Consider the following 14,430-nt stretch of genomic DNA (forward strand, 5'->3'; position numbering starts at 1 on the left):
GCCGGCGACTGAGGGCGGATCCGCCAGGATCCGCAGGGAAAGACTTCATTCGGCCCATCCCACGGCGCGCTGCAGCACGCCCAGCAGCCGGTCCAGCAGCAGGCCGACGACGCCGATCAGCAGGATGGCGATGACGATGTCGGCGATGGACAGGTTGTTCCACTGGTTCCAGACCCAGTAGCCGATGCCGGTGCCGCCCACGAGCATCTCGGCGGCGACGATCACCAGCCAGGCAATGCCGATGGAAATGCGCATGCCGGTGACGATGGTCGGCGCCGCCGCCGGCAGGATGATCCGCGTCGCCGTGCGCCAGGCGCCGGCTTCCAGCGTGCGGCCCACATTCAGCCATTCCCGCCGCACGCTGGCGACGCCGAAGGCGGTGTTCAGCAGCATCGGCCAGATCGAGCAGATGAAGATCACGAAGACGGAGCTGATGGTGCTGTCCTTGATGGAATACAGCGCCAGCGGCATCCAGGCGAGCGGCGAGACCGGCCGCAGCACCTGGATGAAGGGGTTCAGCGCCGCGTTCAGCAGCGGCGACATGCCGATGGCGAAGCCGAGCGGGATGGCGACCAGCGCCGCGATGCCGAAGCCGACGCCGACGCGCGCCAGGGAATACGCGATCTGCACGCCGATGCCCTGGTCGTTGGTGCCGCGGACGTAGAACGGGTCCCGCGCCAGCTCGACGATGCGCCAGAAGATGGCGGTGGGCGTCGGCATCGCCGTCTGCCCACCCTGCGCCGCCGCTTGGCCGAGCAGCGCGGCATATTCAGGGTCGAGCGCCGGGCCGACGGGCCCGGTGATGGCGCGGATCGCCAGCTCCCAGGCGCCAAGGAACAGCGCCAGGATCAGCAGCGACAGCGTTGCCGATTGCCAGAACGGGACGGATTTCTGCATCAGGCGCGGATCGCGCGTTCCGTCCAGGCGGCGGGATTGGCCGGGTCGAAGACGCGGCCCATGATGGTCTCGGTCCGCATCGCGCTCGCCGGGACCGGCAGGCCGAGCTCGCGCATCGCGCGGCCGGCATCGAGTGCGAGGAACACCTGCGAAGCGACCTGCGCGTAGTCCACGTCGGTGCGCAACTGCCCCCAGCGGCGCATCTGGGTGATGATCCAGATCGCCATCGAATGCCACGGGAAGGGGTCGAAGCCGATGCGGTCCGGCACGCGCTTCACCTGGCCCAGGCCATCCGCATAGGTGCCGGTCAGCACCTGGTTCACCACCGTCTCCGGCTGGTTCAGGTAGTTCTGGCCGGAGATCGCTGCCGCGACCTCCCGCCGGTTCTCGGCCTTCTGGCTGTAGGCGGTGGCCTCGACGATGGCGCGCATCAGCGCGGCGAAGGTGTTCGGTGTCTCCGTGATCATCGCCCGCGGCACGGCGAAGGCGCAGCAGGGATGGCCCTCCCACAGATCCTTGGTCAGCAGGTGGATGAAGCCGACGCCATCGAAGACGGCGCGCTGGTTGAACGGGTCCGGGCCGAGATAGCCGTCGATGTTGTCGGCGCGCAAATTGGCGACCATCTCGGGCGGCGGGACGGAGCGGATCTGCACGTCGCGATCCGGGTCGACGCCGTTTTCCGCCAGATAGTGGCGCAGCAGGTAGTTGTGCATGGAGAAGTCGAAGGGCACGGCGAAGCGGAAGCCCTTCCAGTCGCGCGGGTTGCGCTTGTCCCTGTGCTTCGTCGCCAGTGTGATGGCCTGGCCGTTGATGTTCTCGATGGCGGCGACGGCGAAGGGAATCGGCTGCGCGACGCCGACGCCGAGCGACATGGCGACGGGCATCGGGGACAGCATGTGCGCCGCGTCGAATTCCCGCGCGATGGCGCGGTCCCGGATCACGGCCCAGCCGGCCGTGCGGATGACCTCCACGTTCAGGCCGTGGCGCTGATAGAAGCCCATCGGATGCGCCATGATGATCGGCGTGGCGCAGGTGATGGGGATGAAGCCCACCTTCAGGTCGCGCTTCTCCGGCGCCCCCGTGCCTTGCGCCATCGCCTCCTTCGCCGCGTCGATCGGGAAGACGCTGGCGACGGCGGCCAGCAGCGTCGCCGCGCCGAAGCGCTGCGCCAGCGCGCGGCGCGTGGTGGCCTCGGGGAAGACGGCGCGCAGCACGGCGGCTTCCGCGACTTCCGCCATAGCGTCCTCCGCGCCTGGCATCTCGGCCGAACAGGCGAGGGGCGAGGCGTGCCGTCCGCAACCGCAGCCCGCAAGGCTGGCGTTCGGATCGAGCGGATCGGCGGTCAGGCGGGCCATCGGATCAGTCTCCCGGTCTTGGAGACGATCCTTGCAACACCCGTGCCGCGGCCATGGCGGCCGGCCCCGCCGCCGCCGCGCCGCCGGATCGACCAAAGCTTAGGCGCGGCGGCGCAAAGCCTGGGCAGAATTACGGCTGCGCGATCACCTGCAGCACGCCCGGCACGGCGAGGGCCGCGAAATGCTGCGCCGTGGCGATGTCGCCCTCATCGTACCAGCCAGCTTCGTGCAGCAGGTTGATGGTGCCGATGCTGCTGCCGTTCCAGCGCACCGGCACGTTCAGCACGCTTTCGCAGCCGAGGCTGCGGATCAGTTCATGGTCGTAGAAGACATCGGCGATGTCGGCGTAGTCGCGGCCGATATAGGGCACGCCGTCGCTCAGCACCTTCTGGAACCAGTGCGTCGGGTTGATCGGCTTGCGACCGCCGACCGGGTATTCGGCCGGCATGTTGGAATAGTACCGCTGGCTTTGCTGGGCGCCGGGATGGACCACCAGGATGGTGAACAGCTTGTGGCCGATGGCGTGGCCCATCGCGGCATCGAGCGCGGCGAACAGCGCCTGCGGCTGGCCGGGCGCGGCACTGGCTGTGACGACGGGGGCGAAATCAGGGGTGGGGCGGTTCATGGGGTCGCCTTGGTACGGGTTTTCTCGGGGATCAGGCCCTGCGGCCGGAAGCGCAGCAGCAGGATCAGGCTCAGCGCGATGGCGCCCTCGCGCAAGGCCGCCTTCTGCACCGGGCTGACGCCGGGGATGGTGGCGGACAGGAAGCGCGTGCCTTCCAGCAGCGCGATGACGAAGATCGCGCCGACGATCGCACCGCGCATGGCGCCGACGCCGCCGGCGGTCAGCGCGAGGACGATGTAGATGGTCAGCAGCGGCGCGAAGCCATCGGGGGCGATATAGGCGTTGTAGTGCGCGTACAGCGCGCCGGCCCCGCCGAGCACCGCGGCGCCGATGGTGAAGGCGCGCACCTTGAACCACAGCACCGGCTTGCCGGCGACGGCGGCGATGTCCTCATCCTCCCGGATCGCGCGCAGCACGCGGCCGAAGGGCGAATGGGACAGCCGCGCCAGCAGCACGAAGGCCACCGCCACGGCGGACCAGACGATGCCCAGGTAGATCAGGTTGAAATCCTGCGGCGAAACCTCGCCGCGCCACGGGCCGGGGATGCCGGAGATGCCGTCCGTGCCGTTGGTCAGCCAGATCTCGTTGGCCGCGACCAGGCGGATCACCTCGGCGAAGCCGAGCGTGACGATGGCCAGGTAGTCGCCGCGCAGCCGCGCCACGATCAGGGCCATGATCCCGCCCGCCGCCGCCGCCAGCACCGCGCCGGCCGCCCAGCCCAGCGGCATCGGCCAGAACAGCTTCGTGGTCAGCAGGGCGGAGCCATAGGCGCCGACGGCGAAGAAGCCGACCAGGCCGAGGTTGACCATGCCGGTCAGCCCCCAGATCACGTTCAGCCCCAGCGCCATCAGCGCATAGATGCCGGCGAAGACCAGCATGGCGACCAGATAGGCGTCCATCAGCTACGCGCCCCGAGCAGGCCCTGCGGGCGGAACATCAGCACCAGCAGGATCGCCAGGAAGGCCGTGACGGTGCGGTAGGCGGGCGAGAGCAGCACGCCGGCAAATTCCTCCCCCACCCCCACCACCATGGCGCCCAGCGCCGCGCCGGGGATCGAGCCCAGGCCCCCAACGACGGCCGCCGCGAAGACCGACAGCACCACGCGGAAGCCGGTCAGCGGATCGATCGAGGTGTCGATGCCGATCAACATGCCGCCGCAGCCCGCCAGCCCGCCGCCGATGAAGACCGCAACGCGGGCGATGCGGTTGGGGTCCACGCCCTTGATGTCCGCCAGTACCGGATTGTCCGCCACCGCCCGCATCGCCCGGCCCAGCCGGGAGAAGCCAAGCAGAAGAAAAAGCCCGCCGGCCGCGACGATGGCATAGCCGGTATTGGTCAATTGCTGCGGGTTCACGCGGATGCCGTCGAACCGCCAGTCGCGCAGGATCGGCAGGTCGTAGCCGCGCAGATCGTTGCCGAAGCCGAACCGGATCACGTTCTCCAGCAGGATGGTCATGGCGACGGAGGCGATGGCGACCGTCAGCGGCCCGGCCGGGCGCAGCGGCCGGAAGGCCACCTCCTCCGCCGTCAGCGAGACCAGCCCCGCCACCAGGAAGGCCAGCGGCAGAGCCAGGCCCACCGGCCAGCCATAGACCACATTCGCCACCCAGCCGGCGAAGGCGCCGATGGTGGCGAAGCCGGCGATGGCGAAGTTCGGGTAGCGCAGGACGGCGAAGATGCAGTTGAAGCCGATGGCGGGCAGCATCAGCACGCTGCCCGCCATGACCCCGTTCAGCAGAACCTGCGCAAGGTCGCGCCAGTCTTCCATTCAGAAGGATGCCTTGAAAGCCCTCTCCCCCCTACAGGGGGGAGAGGGTGGGGTGAGGGGGGCGTGCGGGGGAATGGTGGGTCGTTGGACACCCGCGGGTCCCCCGCACCCCGGCGGCGCACTGCGCCGACGCTCTCCCCCATGAGAGAGGGAGAGGGCTCCACTGGTCCCTACGCCAGTTCGAGCATCCGGAAGCGCCCACCCTCCGCGATGTCGTAGCGGAACTTGGTGCCGCGGATGTCGCCGCGCTCGTCGAACTCGCAGGGGCCGGAGGCGCCCTCGAAATTCACCGGGCGCCCGGCCGCGATCAGGCGCAGGCCGTCCGTCACGTTGTCCACCTTCTCGCCGTCGCCCTGGCAGATCTTGCGGACGTTGTCGCGGATCGCGGTGCCCGTCACCTCGCCGGCTTGCGCCGCCGCCAGGATCGCCATGCTGGCGTGGTCGTGCACCTGGGCGGAGTAGGGGTCCACCTCCGTGCTGCCGAAGGCGGCCTTCAGGCGGTTGAAGGCGGGGCTGTCCAGGTCCGGGCTCGGCTGGAAGGTGGTCAGCCCGTTCGTCACCTCGTTGGGCAGGGACTGGAAGACGCTCGGCGGCGCGGCATAGGCGAAGGTGAAGCGGCGGCCGTCGAAGCCGGCGCGGAACAACTCCCGCAGCAGGATCGTCACGTCCGGCAGGTAGCCGTTCAGCATCACAGTGTCGGAACGCGAGCGCATGATCTGGTCGACCTCCGACCGGAACGCCGTCTTCTCCCGCTCATAGACGATGAAGCCGGACACGGCGCCGCCGCCGGCGCGGAAGCGCTCCGTCATCACCTCCTGGCTGGACTGCGCGAAGGGGCTCTGCGCCGCCATGTGGAAGACCCGCTTGGCACCCTTGCCGAGCAGCCAGTTGCTCGCCGTCTCGATCTGCAGGCGGCTGTTCGGCTGGGTGCGGAAGATATGGCCCTGGTGCGGCAGCAGCGTGATGCTGTCGGCACCCGAGACGGTGAACAGCGGCACCCGGTTCTCCCAGCACAGCGGGGCGACCGCTGTGGTGACGGAGGACGCCCAGGTGCCCATCAGCGCGGAAACCCGGTCCACGTCGATCAGCTTGCGCGCGCCGCGCACGCCGGCATCCGGGTTTGTCTGGTCATCCTCGAACACCAGGCGAATCTGGCGGCCCTTGATGCCACCGGCGGCATTGGCCTCTTCCACCACGCCCTGGATGGCGCGCAGCATGGCCGGGCCGTAGGGCCCGCCGGCGCCGGTCAGCGGCGGCAGTGCGCCGAACACCACCGGGTTGGACTGTGAGAACGCCTTGCCGCCGATGGCGAAGCTGGAAACCACGCCGGCCGCGCCGAGCAGGGCGCCGCGGCGCCCGATTGTGATGCCTGTCATTTCCTTGAAGCCCCCATTGTTGGTCACGAACTACCCGCCGAGAAACAACCGGCGCACCTCGGGATCGCCGGCCAACTCTGCCGCCGGCCCGGTGCGGGCGACGCGGCCATCGACCAGCACGATACCGTCCTCCGCAATCGCCAGCGCCTCCAGCGCATTCTGCTCCACCATCAGGATGGCGGTGCCTTCGGCGTGGATGGCGGCGATGCCGTCGAACAGGCTTTCGGCCGCCTTCGGGCTGAGCCCGGCGGAGGGCTCGTCCAGCAGCAGCAGCCTCGGCTCCACCATCAGCGCCATGCCCATCGCCAGGATCTGGCGCTGGCCGCCGGACAGGGTGCGCGCGGCGCGGCGGCGCTTTTCGGCCAGCATGGGGAAGCGGGTGAACAGGCCCTCCACCCGCTGGCGCACCGTGGCGCGGGGCTCCAGGTAGCCGCCCATCTCCAGGTTCTCCCGCACCGAGAGGCTCGGGAAGATGTTCGCCTCCTGCGGCACGAAGGCGACGCCGCGGGCGGCGACGCCGCGCGGCGGCAGCCCGGTCAGCAATTCGCCGGCCATCCGCACGCTGCCGGATTTCGGGCGGAGCAGCCCGGCGATGGCCTTCAGCAGCGTGGATTTTCCAGCGCCGTTCGGCCCGACGATCGCCGCCATGCGGCGCGGCGCCAGCGCCACGGTGATGCCCTTCAGGATCTCGTCCGCCGCGCCATAGCCGCCGACCAGGGCATCGACTTCGAGAAGCGCGGTCACGCGTGCACCCTGCGGCCCATATAGGCCTCCTGCACCTGCGCATCCTCCGCGACCTCGGCGAAGCTGCCCTCGACCAGCTTGCGGCCCTCCGCCATCACGATCACCGGGTCACACAGGGAGGCGACGAAATCCATGTGGTGCTCGACGATCAGCACCGTCATGCCCTCGTCGCGCAGGCTCGCGATGTGGCTGGCGATCTCGGCGGACAGGCTGGGGTTCACGCCGGCCACGGGCTCATCCAGCAGCAGCAGGCGGGGTTCCGCCATCAGCGCGCGGCCGATCTCCATCAGCTTCTTCTGCCCGCCGGACAGCGCGGCGGCCTGGTTGTCCAGCACGCGCGTCAGGTTCAGCCGCGCCGCGACCTCCATCGCCCGCTCCCGCAGCACCTCCTCCCGCGCCCGCATCTGGCCGGGGCGCAGGATGGCGGGCAGCACGGATTCGCCGGGCTGCGCCTGGCCGTACAGCAGCAGGTTCTCCAGCACCGTCAGGCGGGGGATGCCGCGGGCGATCTGGAAGCTGCGCACCAGGCCGGAGGCGGTGATGCGGTCCGGCCGGCGGCCGGTGATGTCGCGCCCGGCGAAGGTCACCTGGCCGGAATCGGGTGCGATGACGCCGGAGATGCATTGGAACGCCGTGGATTTCCCGGCGCCATTCGGCCCGATCAGCGCCGTGACGGTGCCCGGCCGCACCGCCAGGTCCAGCCCATCCAGCGCCACCACCCCGCCGAAACGCCGCCGCAGGCCCCGGACTTCGAGGATCGGCGCGCTGGTTGCGGCGGTGGGCGGGGCGTTCATCCGCGAAACGCTACACCGCGCGAAGCGGCGCCGGAAGCGGCTTGTGGCGCGGGATTATTGCGTCGCAGCAGATAACGAAAGGCTATCCAGCATGGCTGGGGGCCAGGGGCGGGTGGGCGATGATCGGGCGGCGGACCGCGGCACGCTGCTCCGCCGCGCGTGCTTCCATCACCCGCGCCAGCGCCGCCGCCTCCTCCGCCGAAACCTCCCGCAACAGGCCCGAGGCGAGCAGTCGCTCGCGCCGGAACGCCTGGTCCTCCATGACCAACCTCCAATGATCCCGAAAGGGATGACCCTCGCCCGTCCTGGGCACGCTCTTAGCTGGCCATCGCGTCAGCCATCGGGCAGGGGCATGACGTACAGGTGACAGCTTCTCGGTTAACGCCGGATGAAGCGGCGCGACCTATTCCGACCAGGCATGCGGCGCACCGGCCAGCCAGCGGCGGCCGGCGGCGTACAGCGCCTGCACGCGGTCGCCTTTCAGACCCGGCATGTCCGTCTTCACCTCGTAGCCGATGCCGGTCTGCAGGTAGGCCAGGTGGCGGTAGCCCTCCGGGAAGCGGGCCAGCAGATCGGGGTCGAGCTCCAGCTTCGCGGCCGGGTCCACGGGGTCCATGCGGTCCTTCTCGTAGATCGGCTGGCGCAGCACGATGCCCCACTTGCCGTCGCGCTGCTCGATGAAGTCGTGGAAGCGGCCGGTGCAGACCACGTCCACCAGCACGCCATGCACCTCCGCCCGCTGGCTGATCGTCATCTTGGTCTGGGCGATGGCGCGGTTGCCGGCAAGGTCCACCGCGCAGCCGCCGAGAAAATGCAGGATGGAAACACCGCGCGCCCAGCCGGCCTTCGACGCCGCGATGAAATCCGTGGCCGAGGCCTGGCACCAGGTGGCCATCATGCGCCCGTCCTCGTGCCAGCAGGTGGCGAAGCGGTCCCAATCCCCGGCGTCGCGCCACACCGCCCAGTTCTGCACGAGCTCGGAGACCTGGAGGCGGCGGAGGAACTCGGCGTCGGACATCGGGATTCCCGTTTCTTTCTCGGATTTGCGCGGCGGGTAGACCAGCCGGCGTCGCGCCGCAAGCAGGCTTGACCTGCCGCGCACCTGCCGTCAGGGAGAACGCAACAAAGCAATGCAACGGGAGAACGTCATGATGCCAGCCCTGACCCGCCGAGGCGCGCTCGGCGCTGCCCTTCTGCTGCCCATCGCCGCGCAGGCCCAGCCGGCCTGGCCCGACCGCCCGCTGCGCTTCATCCAGGGCTTCGGCGCCGGCGGCACCACGGATATCGTCGCCCGCCTGATGGCGCCGCAGATGTCGGCGGCGCTCGGCCAGCCCGTGGTGGTGGAGAACCGGCCGGGCGCCGGCGGCACGCTGGCGGCGAACACGCTGGCGCGCGCCAATGACGGGCACACGCTGATGCTGCTGAACAACGGCTTCGCCGTCGCCGCCGCGCTGTACCGCACGCTGCCCTACGATCCGCGCGCGGACATCCTGCCGGTGGCCATGGTCGCGCAGACCGGCCTGGTGATCCTGGCAGGGCCGGAGGGTCCGAAGGACATGGCCGAGCTGGTGGCGCGCGCGAAGGCGCAGCCCGGCGCCATCAACTTCGCCACCGTCGGCGTCGGCAGCACGCAGCATTTCGTGGCGGAGGCGGTGCAGACTGCCGGCGGCTTCCGCATGACCCACATCCCCTATCGCGGCACGCCCGCCGCCATCATCGCGCTGCGCAACGGGGAGGTGCAGGTGGTGGCGGAGACCGCCTCGGCCGTGCTCGGCCAGATCCGGGGCGGCGAGGTGCGGGCGCTGGCCATCACCTCCGGCACCCGGTCGCCGCTGCTGCCGGAGGTGCCGACGGTGGCCGAGGCGCTGGCCCAGCCCGGTTTCGATATCGTGACGTGGTATGCGATAGGCGTCCCGGCCGCCACGCCGCCCGCCGTCGTGGCGCGCATCACCCAGGTGGCACAGGCGATGCACGGCAATGCGGAATTGCAGGGCCGCCTCGGCGCGCTCGGCCTGACGCCGCGCGCCCCCGGCACGCCGGACGAGACCCGCACCGCCGTGCATGGCGAGATGGCCCGATGGGCCGAGATCGTCGAGCGGACCGGCATGGAACGCCAATGAAGGATATGTGCGAGTGACCGAGAAGACCGCGCCCACCGCCCACCCCATCCACCCGCTGCTGGCCGCCCGCTGGAGCCCGCGCGCCTTCACCGGCGCACCGGTGACGGCCGAGCAGGAAGCCAGCCTGCTGGAGGCTGGTCGCTGGGCCGCCTCCTGCTTCAACGAGCAGCCCTGGGTCTTCATCACCGCCCGCAAGGACGCCGAGCCGGAGGCCTTCGCGAAACTGCTGTCGCTGCTGTCGGTGAACAACCAGGGCTGGGCACCGGCCGCCGGGCTGCTGGTGATCGGCTTCGCGCGCACGAAGTTCGCGGCCAATGGCAACCCGAACGCGGTGGCGTATTACGACCTCGGGCAGGCGGTGGCGCAGATGGCGTTGCAGGCGGTGGAGCTTGGCCTCGGCAGCCACCAGATGCGCGGCTTCGACGTGGAGCGGGCACGGGTGGAACTCGCCGTGCCGGCGGACCACGACCCGGTGGTGGCGGTGGCCTTCGGCGTGACCGGCGCGCCGGACCTGCTGCCGGAGGCGCTGGCGGCACGCGAGGTGGCGCCGCGGGTGCGCAAGCCGATCACCGAATTCGCCCATGTCGGCGCCTTCGGTACACCTGTGAAGCTGTGACCAAAACCCTCTCCCCCTTGGGGGAGAGGGTAGGGTGAGGGGGTCCTCAGTCGACGATGAACAACCTGGCCCCCGTCTCCGTCCGGCTGCGGTGCGGCTCCGCGTTCTCCGCCACCTGGTAGGAACAGCCCTGGGTCATGGTGAAGACCCGCCCATCCGCCAGCTCCGTCTCCAGCGTGCCCTCCAGCACCAGCAGCACATGGCCGCGGGAGCACCAGTGGTCCGCCATGTAGCCCGGCGAATACTCCACCATCCGCACCCGGATGTTGCCGACCTCCAGCGTCCGCCACAGCGCGTGCCCGGTCTCGCCTTCGTGACGGGTTTCCGGCCAGCCGGACCAGTCGGCGACCTGGAACGGGACACCCTGGATGATCACACGGGTTCGCGGTCCCGATCCGCCATCATCCGCTTGTAGGCCGGCCGCGCATGGCAGGCGGTCAACCAGGCCTTGAGGTTCGGGGTGTCCGCGAACAGTTCCGGCGCCGGCAGGGCATAGCGCACCACCTCCGCCACGTTGATGTCGGCCACCGTGAAGCGCCCACCGACCAGGAAGCCATTTTCCGCCAGCGCCTGGTCCAGGACCGCGAAGGGCGCGCGCAGCGCGGCGATGGCCGCGTCGGCCTTCGCCGCGTCGCGCTCCGCGGGGGGCTTGCCGACGCGGTTGTACAGCACCTCGATCGTGTGCGGCTCCGCCTCCGTCGCCGCCCACAGCGCCCACATGCCCATCAGCCCGTCCTCGGCCTGGTTCGCCGGGCCGAGGTCGCCGCCATAGGCGCGGGCCAGATACAGGTTGATGGCGAGGCTTTCGTGCAGCACCAGCGCGTCATCCACCAGCGTCGGGATGTGGCCGTTCGGGTTCACCTTCAGGAACTCCGGCGACCGCGTGTGCATCGGCACATCCGCCACGGCCGGGTCGGCCAGGCGATAGGCCTGGATCACCGGCACGTGCCGGAAGTCCAGCCCCGCCTCATGCGCCAGCCAGACATTGCGCGAGGCCCGCGAGCGCAGGCAGCCATAGATCGTCAGCATCGGATTCAGTCCCTCCCGAAGGGATCATCGACGGATTTCGCCGGGGGTGTAAGCCAGGCGGCACCGGTTTCCGTGATGACGATGTGGTCCTCCAGCCGGATGCCGAACTCGCCATAGATGGCGATGGTCGGCTCGATGCTGCCGGTGACGCCGGCGGCCAGCACCTCCGTGCCGCCCTTCACGAAATAGGGCGCCTCATGCACGTCCATGCCGATGCCGTGCCCGGCGCGATGCGGCAGGCCGGGCACCTTGTGGCCGGGGCCGAAGCCGGCCGCCACCACCACGCCGCGCACCGCATCGTCGATCGCGCCGCCGGTAATGCCAGGCTTCGCCACCGCGATGCCGGCCGCCTGCGCCGCATGGTCCAGGTTCCAGATGTCGCGCTGGCGCTGGCTCGGCGTCCCGAACACATAGCTGCGCGTGATGTCGGAGACGTAGCCGTGCAGCGGCGCGCCGGTATCGATCAGCACCACGTCGCCATCGCGCAGCGTCTGCGGATAGGGCACGCCATGCGGATAGGCGCTGGCCTCGCCGAACAGCACCAGCGAGAACATCGACCCGGTGTCGAAGCCCGCCTTGCGATGCGCGGCGTCGATGAAGGCGGAAACCTCCGTCGTGGTGACGCCTTCGCGCATGCACCGCGCGGCAGCGGCCTGGATCTCCAGCGTCATGCCCATCGCCTGGCGCAGCAGCGCCACCTCATGCTCCGACTTGCGCTGGCGCAGATGCGACGTGACCGGGCCGCTGGCGATGAAGTGGTGGTTCGGCAGCGCCGCGCGCATCCCCTCCGCCACGAACATCCGCGCCATGTCGTCCAGCGCCACGGTGCCGCCGGCGACGTCGGTGGAGCGCAGGATGTCGGAGAACAGCGCGTAGGGGCTTTCATCCTCCTCCCAGCCGCGAACCTCGCCGGGGATCGCCAGCATGGTCTTCAGCTTCTCCACCTCGAATTCCGGGCAGAGATAGGTCAGCGCGCCGCGCACCGGCAGCACCGCGCCGACGGGACGTTCGGACTGGCCGTGCCGCAGCCCGGTCAGCCAGGCGAGGTTGGTGGTGCCATCCAGCCACAGAGCGGCGATGCCGAGTTCCGCCATGCGCGCCTGCGCCGCCGCGACGCGCCGTGCATGTTCCTCCGCCCCGATCGGCGGCACCGCATCCCGCTGGCTGCGGATCGCCGCGAGTTCCGTGGCGAAATCCGATCCGCCGACGCCGATGGTCATCCCTCGATCTCCTCCCGCAGCATTTCCAGGCGCAGCCAGTCTTCCTCGGCGGCGTCGCGTTCCGCCTGCTTCTTCGCCAGCAGGTTCGACCGCGCGGTGAAGCCGGGCGGGTCGCTGGTGTACAGGTTCGGGTCGGCCAGCGCCTTCTGCAGCACGGCGATCTCGCGGTCCAACTGCGTGATCCGCTTGGGCAGCGTCTCCAGCGTATGCTTGTCCTTGAAGGACATCTTCGCCCGCGCCTCGATCCGCGCACCGGCCGGCCCGCGCTCGGCAACCGCCGCCGCGGCACGCGCCTTGGCCTGCACGCCGCGGCCACGCTGCGCCACCATGTCCGAATACCCGCCGGCATAATCCTGCCAGTGGCCGTCACCTTCGGAGGCGATGATATTGGTCGCGACGCGGTCGAGGAAGTCGCGGTCGTGGCTGACCACGATGACGGTGCCGGAATACTCGGACAGCAGTTCCTGCAACAGGTCCAGCGTCTCCAGGTCCAGGTCGTTGGTCGGCTCGTCCAGCACCAGCAGGTTGGACGGTGTCGCCAGCGCGCGCGCCAGCATCAGCCGGCCGCGCTCGCCGCCCGACAGGGCGCCGACGGGCGTCCGCGCCTGCTCCGGCAGGAACAGAAAGTCCTTCATGTAGCCGACGACGTGCTTCGCCTCCCCGCCGATCCGCACCACGTCGCCGGACCCGCCGGTCAGCGCCGATTGCAGCGTCGTCGTCGGGTCCAGGCTTTCGCGGTTCTGGTCCAGCGTCACCATCTGCAGGCTGGCACCCAGCCGCACCGTGCCGGAATCCGGCGGCAGCGCGCCGGTCAGCAGGTTCAGCAGCGTGGTCTTGCCGGCGCCGTTCGGCCCGACGATGCCGACCCGGTCGCCCCGCATGATCCGCGTGGTGAAGTCGCGCACCACCGGCTCGGCCCCTGGATAGCCCTTGGTCACACCCTCCAGCGCCGCGACCAGGCTGCCGGAGGCATCGCCCTCGCTCGCCGCCATGCGCACGGTGCCCGGCGCCGTCACCCGTTCCTTGCGCCGCTTGCGGAGGTCATGCAGCCCGGCCAGCCGCTTCACGTTGCGCTTGCGCCGCGCCGTCACGCCGTAGCGCAGCCAATGCTCCTCCCGCACGATCTTGCGCGAGAGCTTGTGCGCCTGGGTTTCCTCTTCCTCCAGCACCTGGTCCCGCCAGGCCTCGAACTGGCCGAAACCCTGTTCCAGGCGGCGGGTGGTGCCGCGATCCAGCCAGACCATCGCCTTCGACAGCCGCTCCAGGAAGCGCCGGTCGTGGCTGATCAGCACCAGCGCGCTGCGCAGCGGGCCGAGTGCCTGTTCCAGCCATTCGATCGCCGGCAGGTCCAGGTGGTTCGTCGGCTCGTCCAGCAGCAGGATGTCGGGCTCCGGCGCCAGGGCGCGGGCCAGCGCCGCCCGGCGGGTCTCGCCGCCCGAGAGGTTCTCCGGCTGCTCCTCCCCGGTCAGGCCCAGGCCTTCGAGCAGCACCCGCGCCCGGTGCGGGTCGTCGCCCGGGCCGAGGCCGGCGGCGACATAGGCGCCGGTGGTGGCGAAGCCGGAAATGTCCGGCTCCTGCGCCAGGTAGCGGATGGTGGCGCCGGGCTGGATGAAGACGCTGCCGGCATCGGCCTCGATGATCCCGGCCGCGATCTTCAGCAGCGTGGATTTGCCCGAGCCGTTGCGCCCGACCAGCGCCAGCCGGTCCCCGGCCGAGACGGCGATTTCGGCGCCGTCCAGCAACTGGGTGGAACCGAGGCGCAGGCGAATGTCACGCAGGTGCAGCAGAGGGGGGAGGGCCATGGTCTGGGGATTGGGGGCGGCCGGGTCCGGCGTCAAGCCGGCATGGCTTGCCCGCCGGCCGCATCGCGTGTCCCTTCGGACGGC

General features: G+C 70.3%; 16 protein-coding genes. 2 read left to right on the forward strand and 14 right to left on the reverse strand.

Annotated features, from left to right (window positions below; genetic code table 11):
- Window positions 1–45 precede the first annotated feature (45 nt).
- The 10 genes from ntrB to ACFHPP_RS02365 all read right to left on the reverse strand — a co-directional run bounded on the left by ntrB (window position 46) and on the right by ACFHPP_RS02365 (window position 8,577).
- The gene (gene ntrB, locus ACFHPP_RS02320; RefSeq protein ID WP_437161640.1) at window positions 46–897 is read right to left on the reverse strand and encodes a nitrate ABC transporter permease; all 852 of its coding nucleotides are present in this window, start codon (window positions 895–897) and stop codon (window positions 46–48) included.
- Window positions 897–2,252, reverse strand: coding sequence for a CmpA/NrtA family ABC transporter substrate-binding protein (locus ACFHPP_RS02325; protein ID WP_437161641.1), 1,356 nt, complete (start codon window positions 2,250–2,252; stop codon window positions 897–899). Before ACFHPP_RS02325 ends, ntrB begins: the two co-directional genes overlap by 1 nt.
- 130 nt (window positions 2,253–2,382) lie before the next feature.
- Window positions 2,383–2,877 carry a GAF domain-containing protein gene (locus tag ACFHPP_RS02330; protein ID WP_437161642.1) on the reverse strand — a complete coding sequence of 165 codons (495 nt, stop codon included), beginning with the start codon at window positions 2,875–2,877 and terminating at the stop codon, window positions 2,383–2,385.
- Window positions 2,874–3,776, reverse strand: a complete 903-nt coding sequence (locus ACFHPP_RS02335) for a branched-chain amino acid ABC transporter permease (RefSeq protein ID WP_437161643.1) — start codon at window positions 3,774–3,776, stop codon at window positions 2,874–2,876. The genes ACFHPP_RS02330 and ACFHPP_RS02335 overlap by 4 nt, the downstream gene beginning before the upstream one ends.
- The gene (locus ACFHPP_RS02340) at window positions 3,776–4,645 is read right to left on the reverse strand and encodes a branched-chain amino acid ABC transporter permease (protein ID WP_437161644.1); all 870 of its coding nucleotides are present in this window, start codon (window positions 4,643–4,645) and stop codon (window positions 3,776–3,778) included. The genes ACFHPP_RS02335 and ACFHPP_RS02340 overlap by 1 nt, the downstream gene beginning before the upstream one ends.
- A gap of 170 nt (window positions 4,646–4,815) precedes the next feature.
- On the reverse strand, window positions 4,816–6,021 hold the full coding sequence (locus ACFHPP_RS02345) for an ABC transporter substrate-binding protein (protein ID WP_437161645.1): 1,206 nt from the start codon (window positions 6,019–6,021) through the stop codon (window positions 4,816–4,818).
- Window positions 6,022–6,051: 30 nt separating this feature from the next.
- Complete coding sequence (locus ACFHPP_RS02350; RefSeq protein ID WP_437161646.1) at window positions 6,052–6,765, reverse strand: ABC transporter ATP-binding protein; 714 nt, start codon at window positions 6,763–6,765, stop codon at window positions 6,052–6,054.
- Window positions 6,762–7,559, reverse strand: coding sequence for an ABC transporter ATP-binding protein (locus ACFHPP_RS02355; protein WP_437161647.1), 798 nt, complete (start codon window positions 7,557–7,559; stop codon window positions 6,762–6,764). The genes ACFHPP_RS02350 and ACFHPP_RS02355 overlap by 4 nt, the downstream gene beginning before the upstream one ends.
- A gap of 82 nt (window positions 7,560–7,641) precedes the next feature.
- Window positions 7,642–7,821 (reverse strand): hypothetical protein, encoded by a 180-nt coding sequence (locus tag ACFHPP_RS02360; protein ID WP_437161648.1) that lies wholly within the window; start codon window positions 7,819–7,821, stop codon window positions 7,642–7,644.
- Window positions 7,822–7,962: 141 nt separating this feature from the next.
- A complete protein-coding gene (locus tag ACFHPP_RS02365) occupies window positions 7,963–8,577 on the reverse strand; it encodes a nuclear transport factor 2 family protein (RefSeq protein ID WP_437161649.1) in 615 nt (204 codons plus the stop codon).
- A gap of 130 nt (window positions 8,578–8,707) precedes the next feature.
- Here ACFHPP_RS02365 and ACFHPP_RS02370 point away from each other — a divergent pair, with 130 nt between their 5' ends.
- Both ACFHPP_RS02370 and ACFHPP_RS02375 read left to right on the forward strand, forming a co-directional pair.
- Complete coding sequence (locus ACFHPP_RS02370; RefSeq protein ID WP_437161650.1) at window positions 8,708–9,679, forward strand: Bug family tripartite tricarboxylate transporter substrate binding protein; 972 nt, start codon at window positions 8,708–8,710, stop codon at window positions 9,677–9,679.
- Window positions 9,680–9,692: 13 nt separating this feature from the next.
- Entirely contained in the window at window positions 9,693–10,295 is a 603-nt protein-coding gene (locus ACFHPP_RS02375; protein WP_437161651.1) for a nitroreductase family protein, read from the forward strand.
- A gap of 46 nt (window positions 10,296–10,341) precedes the next feature.
- On the opposite strand, the gene ACFHPP_RS02380 is transcribed toward ACFHPP_RS02375, so the two are convergent.
- From ACFHPP_RS02380 to ACFHPP_RS02395, 4 genes are read right to left on the reverse strand one after another with little or no spacing between them, the layout of a single operon-like run.
- Entirely contained in the window at window positions 10,342–10,671 is a 330-nt protein-coding gene (locus ACFHPP_RS02380) for a DHCW motif cupin fold protein (protein ID WP_437161652.1), read from the reverse strand.
- On the reverse strand, window positions 10,668–11,324 hold the full coding sequence (locus ACFHPP_RS02385; protein WP_437161653.1) for a glutathione S-transferase family protein: 657 nt from the start codon (window positions 11,322–11,324) through the stop codon (window positions 10,668–10,670). Before ACFHPP_RS02385 ends, ACFHPP_RS02380 begins: the two co-directional genes overlap by 4 nt.
- A 5-nt stretch (window positions 11,325–11,329) precedes the next feature.
- Window positions 11,330–12,544, reverse strand: a complete 1,215-nt coding sequence (locus ACFHPP_RS02390) for a M24 family metallopeptidase (RefSeq protein WP_437161654.1) — start codon at window positions 12,542–12,544, stop codon at window positions 11,330–11,332.
- Window positions 12,541–14,346: an ABC-F family ATP-binding cassette domain-containing protein gene (locus ACFHPP_RS02395; protein WP_437161655.1), complete on the reverse strand. Its 1,806-nt coding sequence runs from the start codon at window positions 14,344–14,346 to the stop codon at window positions 12,541–12,543. Before ACFHPP_RS02395 ends, ACFHPP_RS02390 begins: the two co-directional genes overlap by 4 nt.
- Window positions 14,347–14,430: the final 84 nt, after the last annotated feature.

It is taken from the genome of Falsiroseomonas sp. E2-1-a20, assembly GCF_051433195.1.
Lineage (GTDB): Bacteria > Pseudomonadota > Alphaproteobacteria > Acetobacterales > Acetobacteraceae > Falsiroseomonas.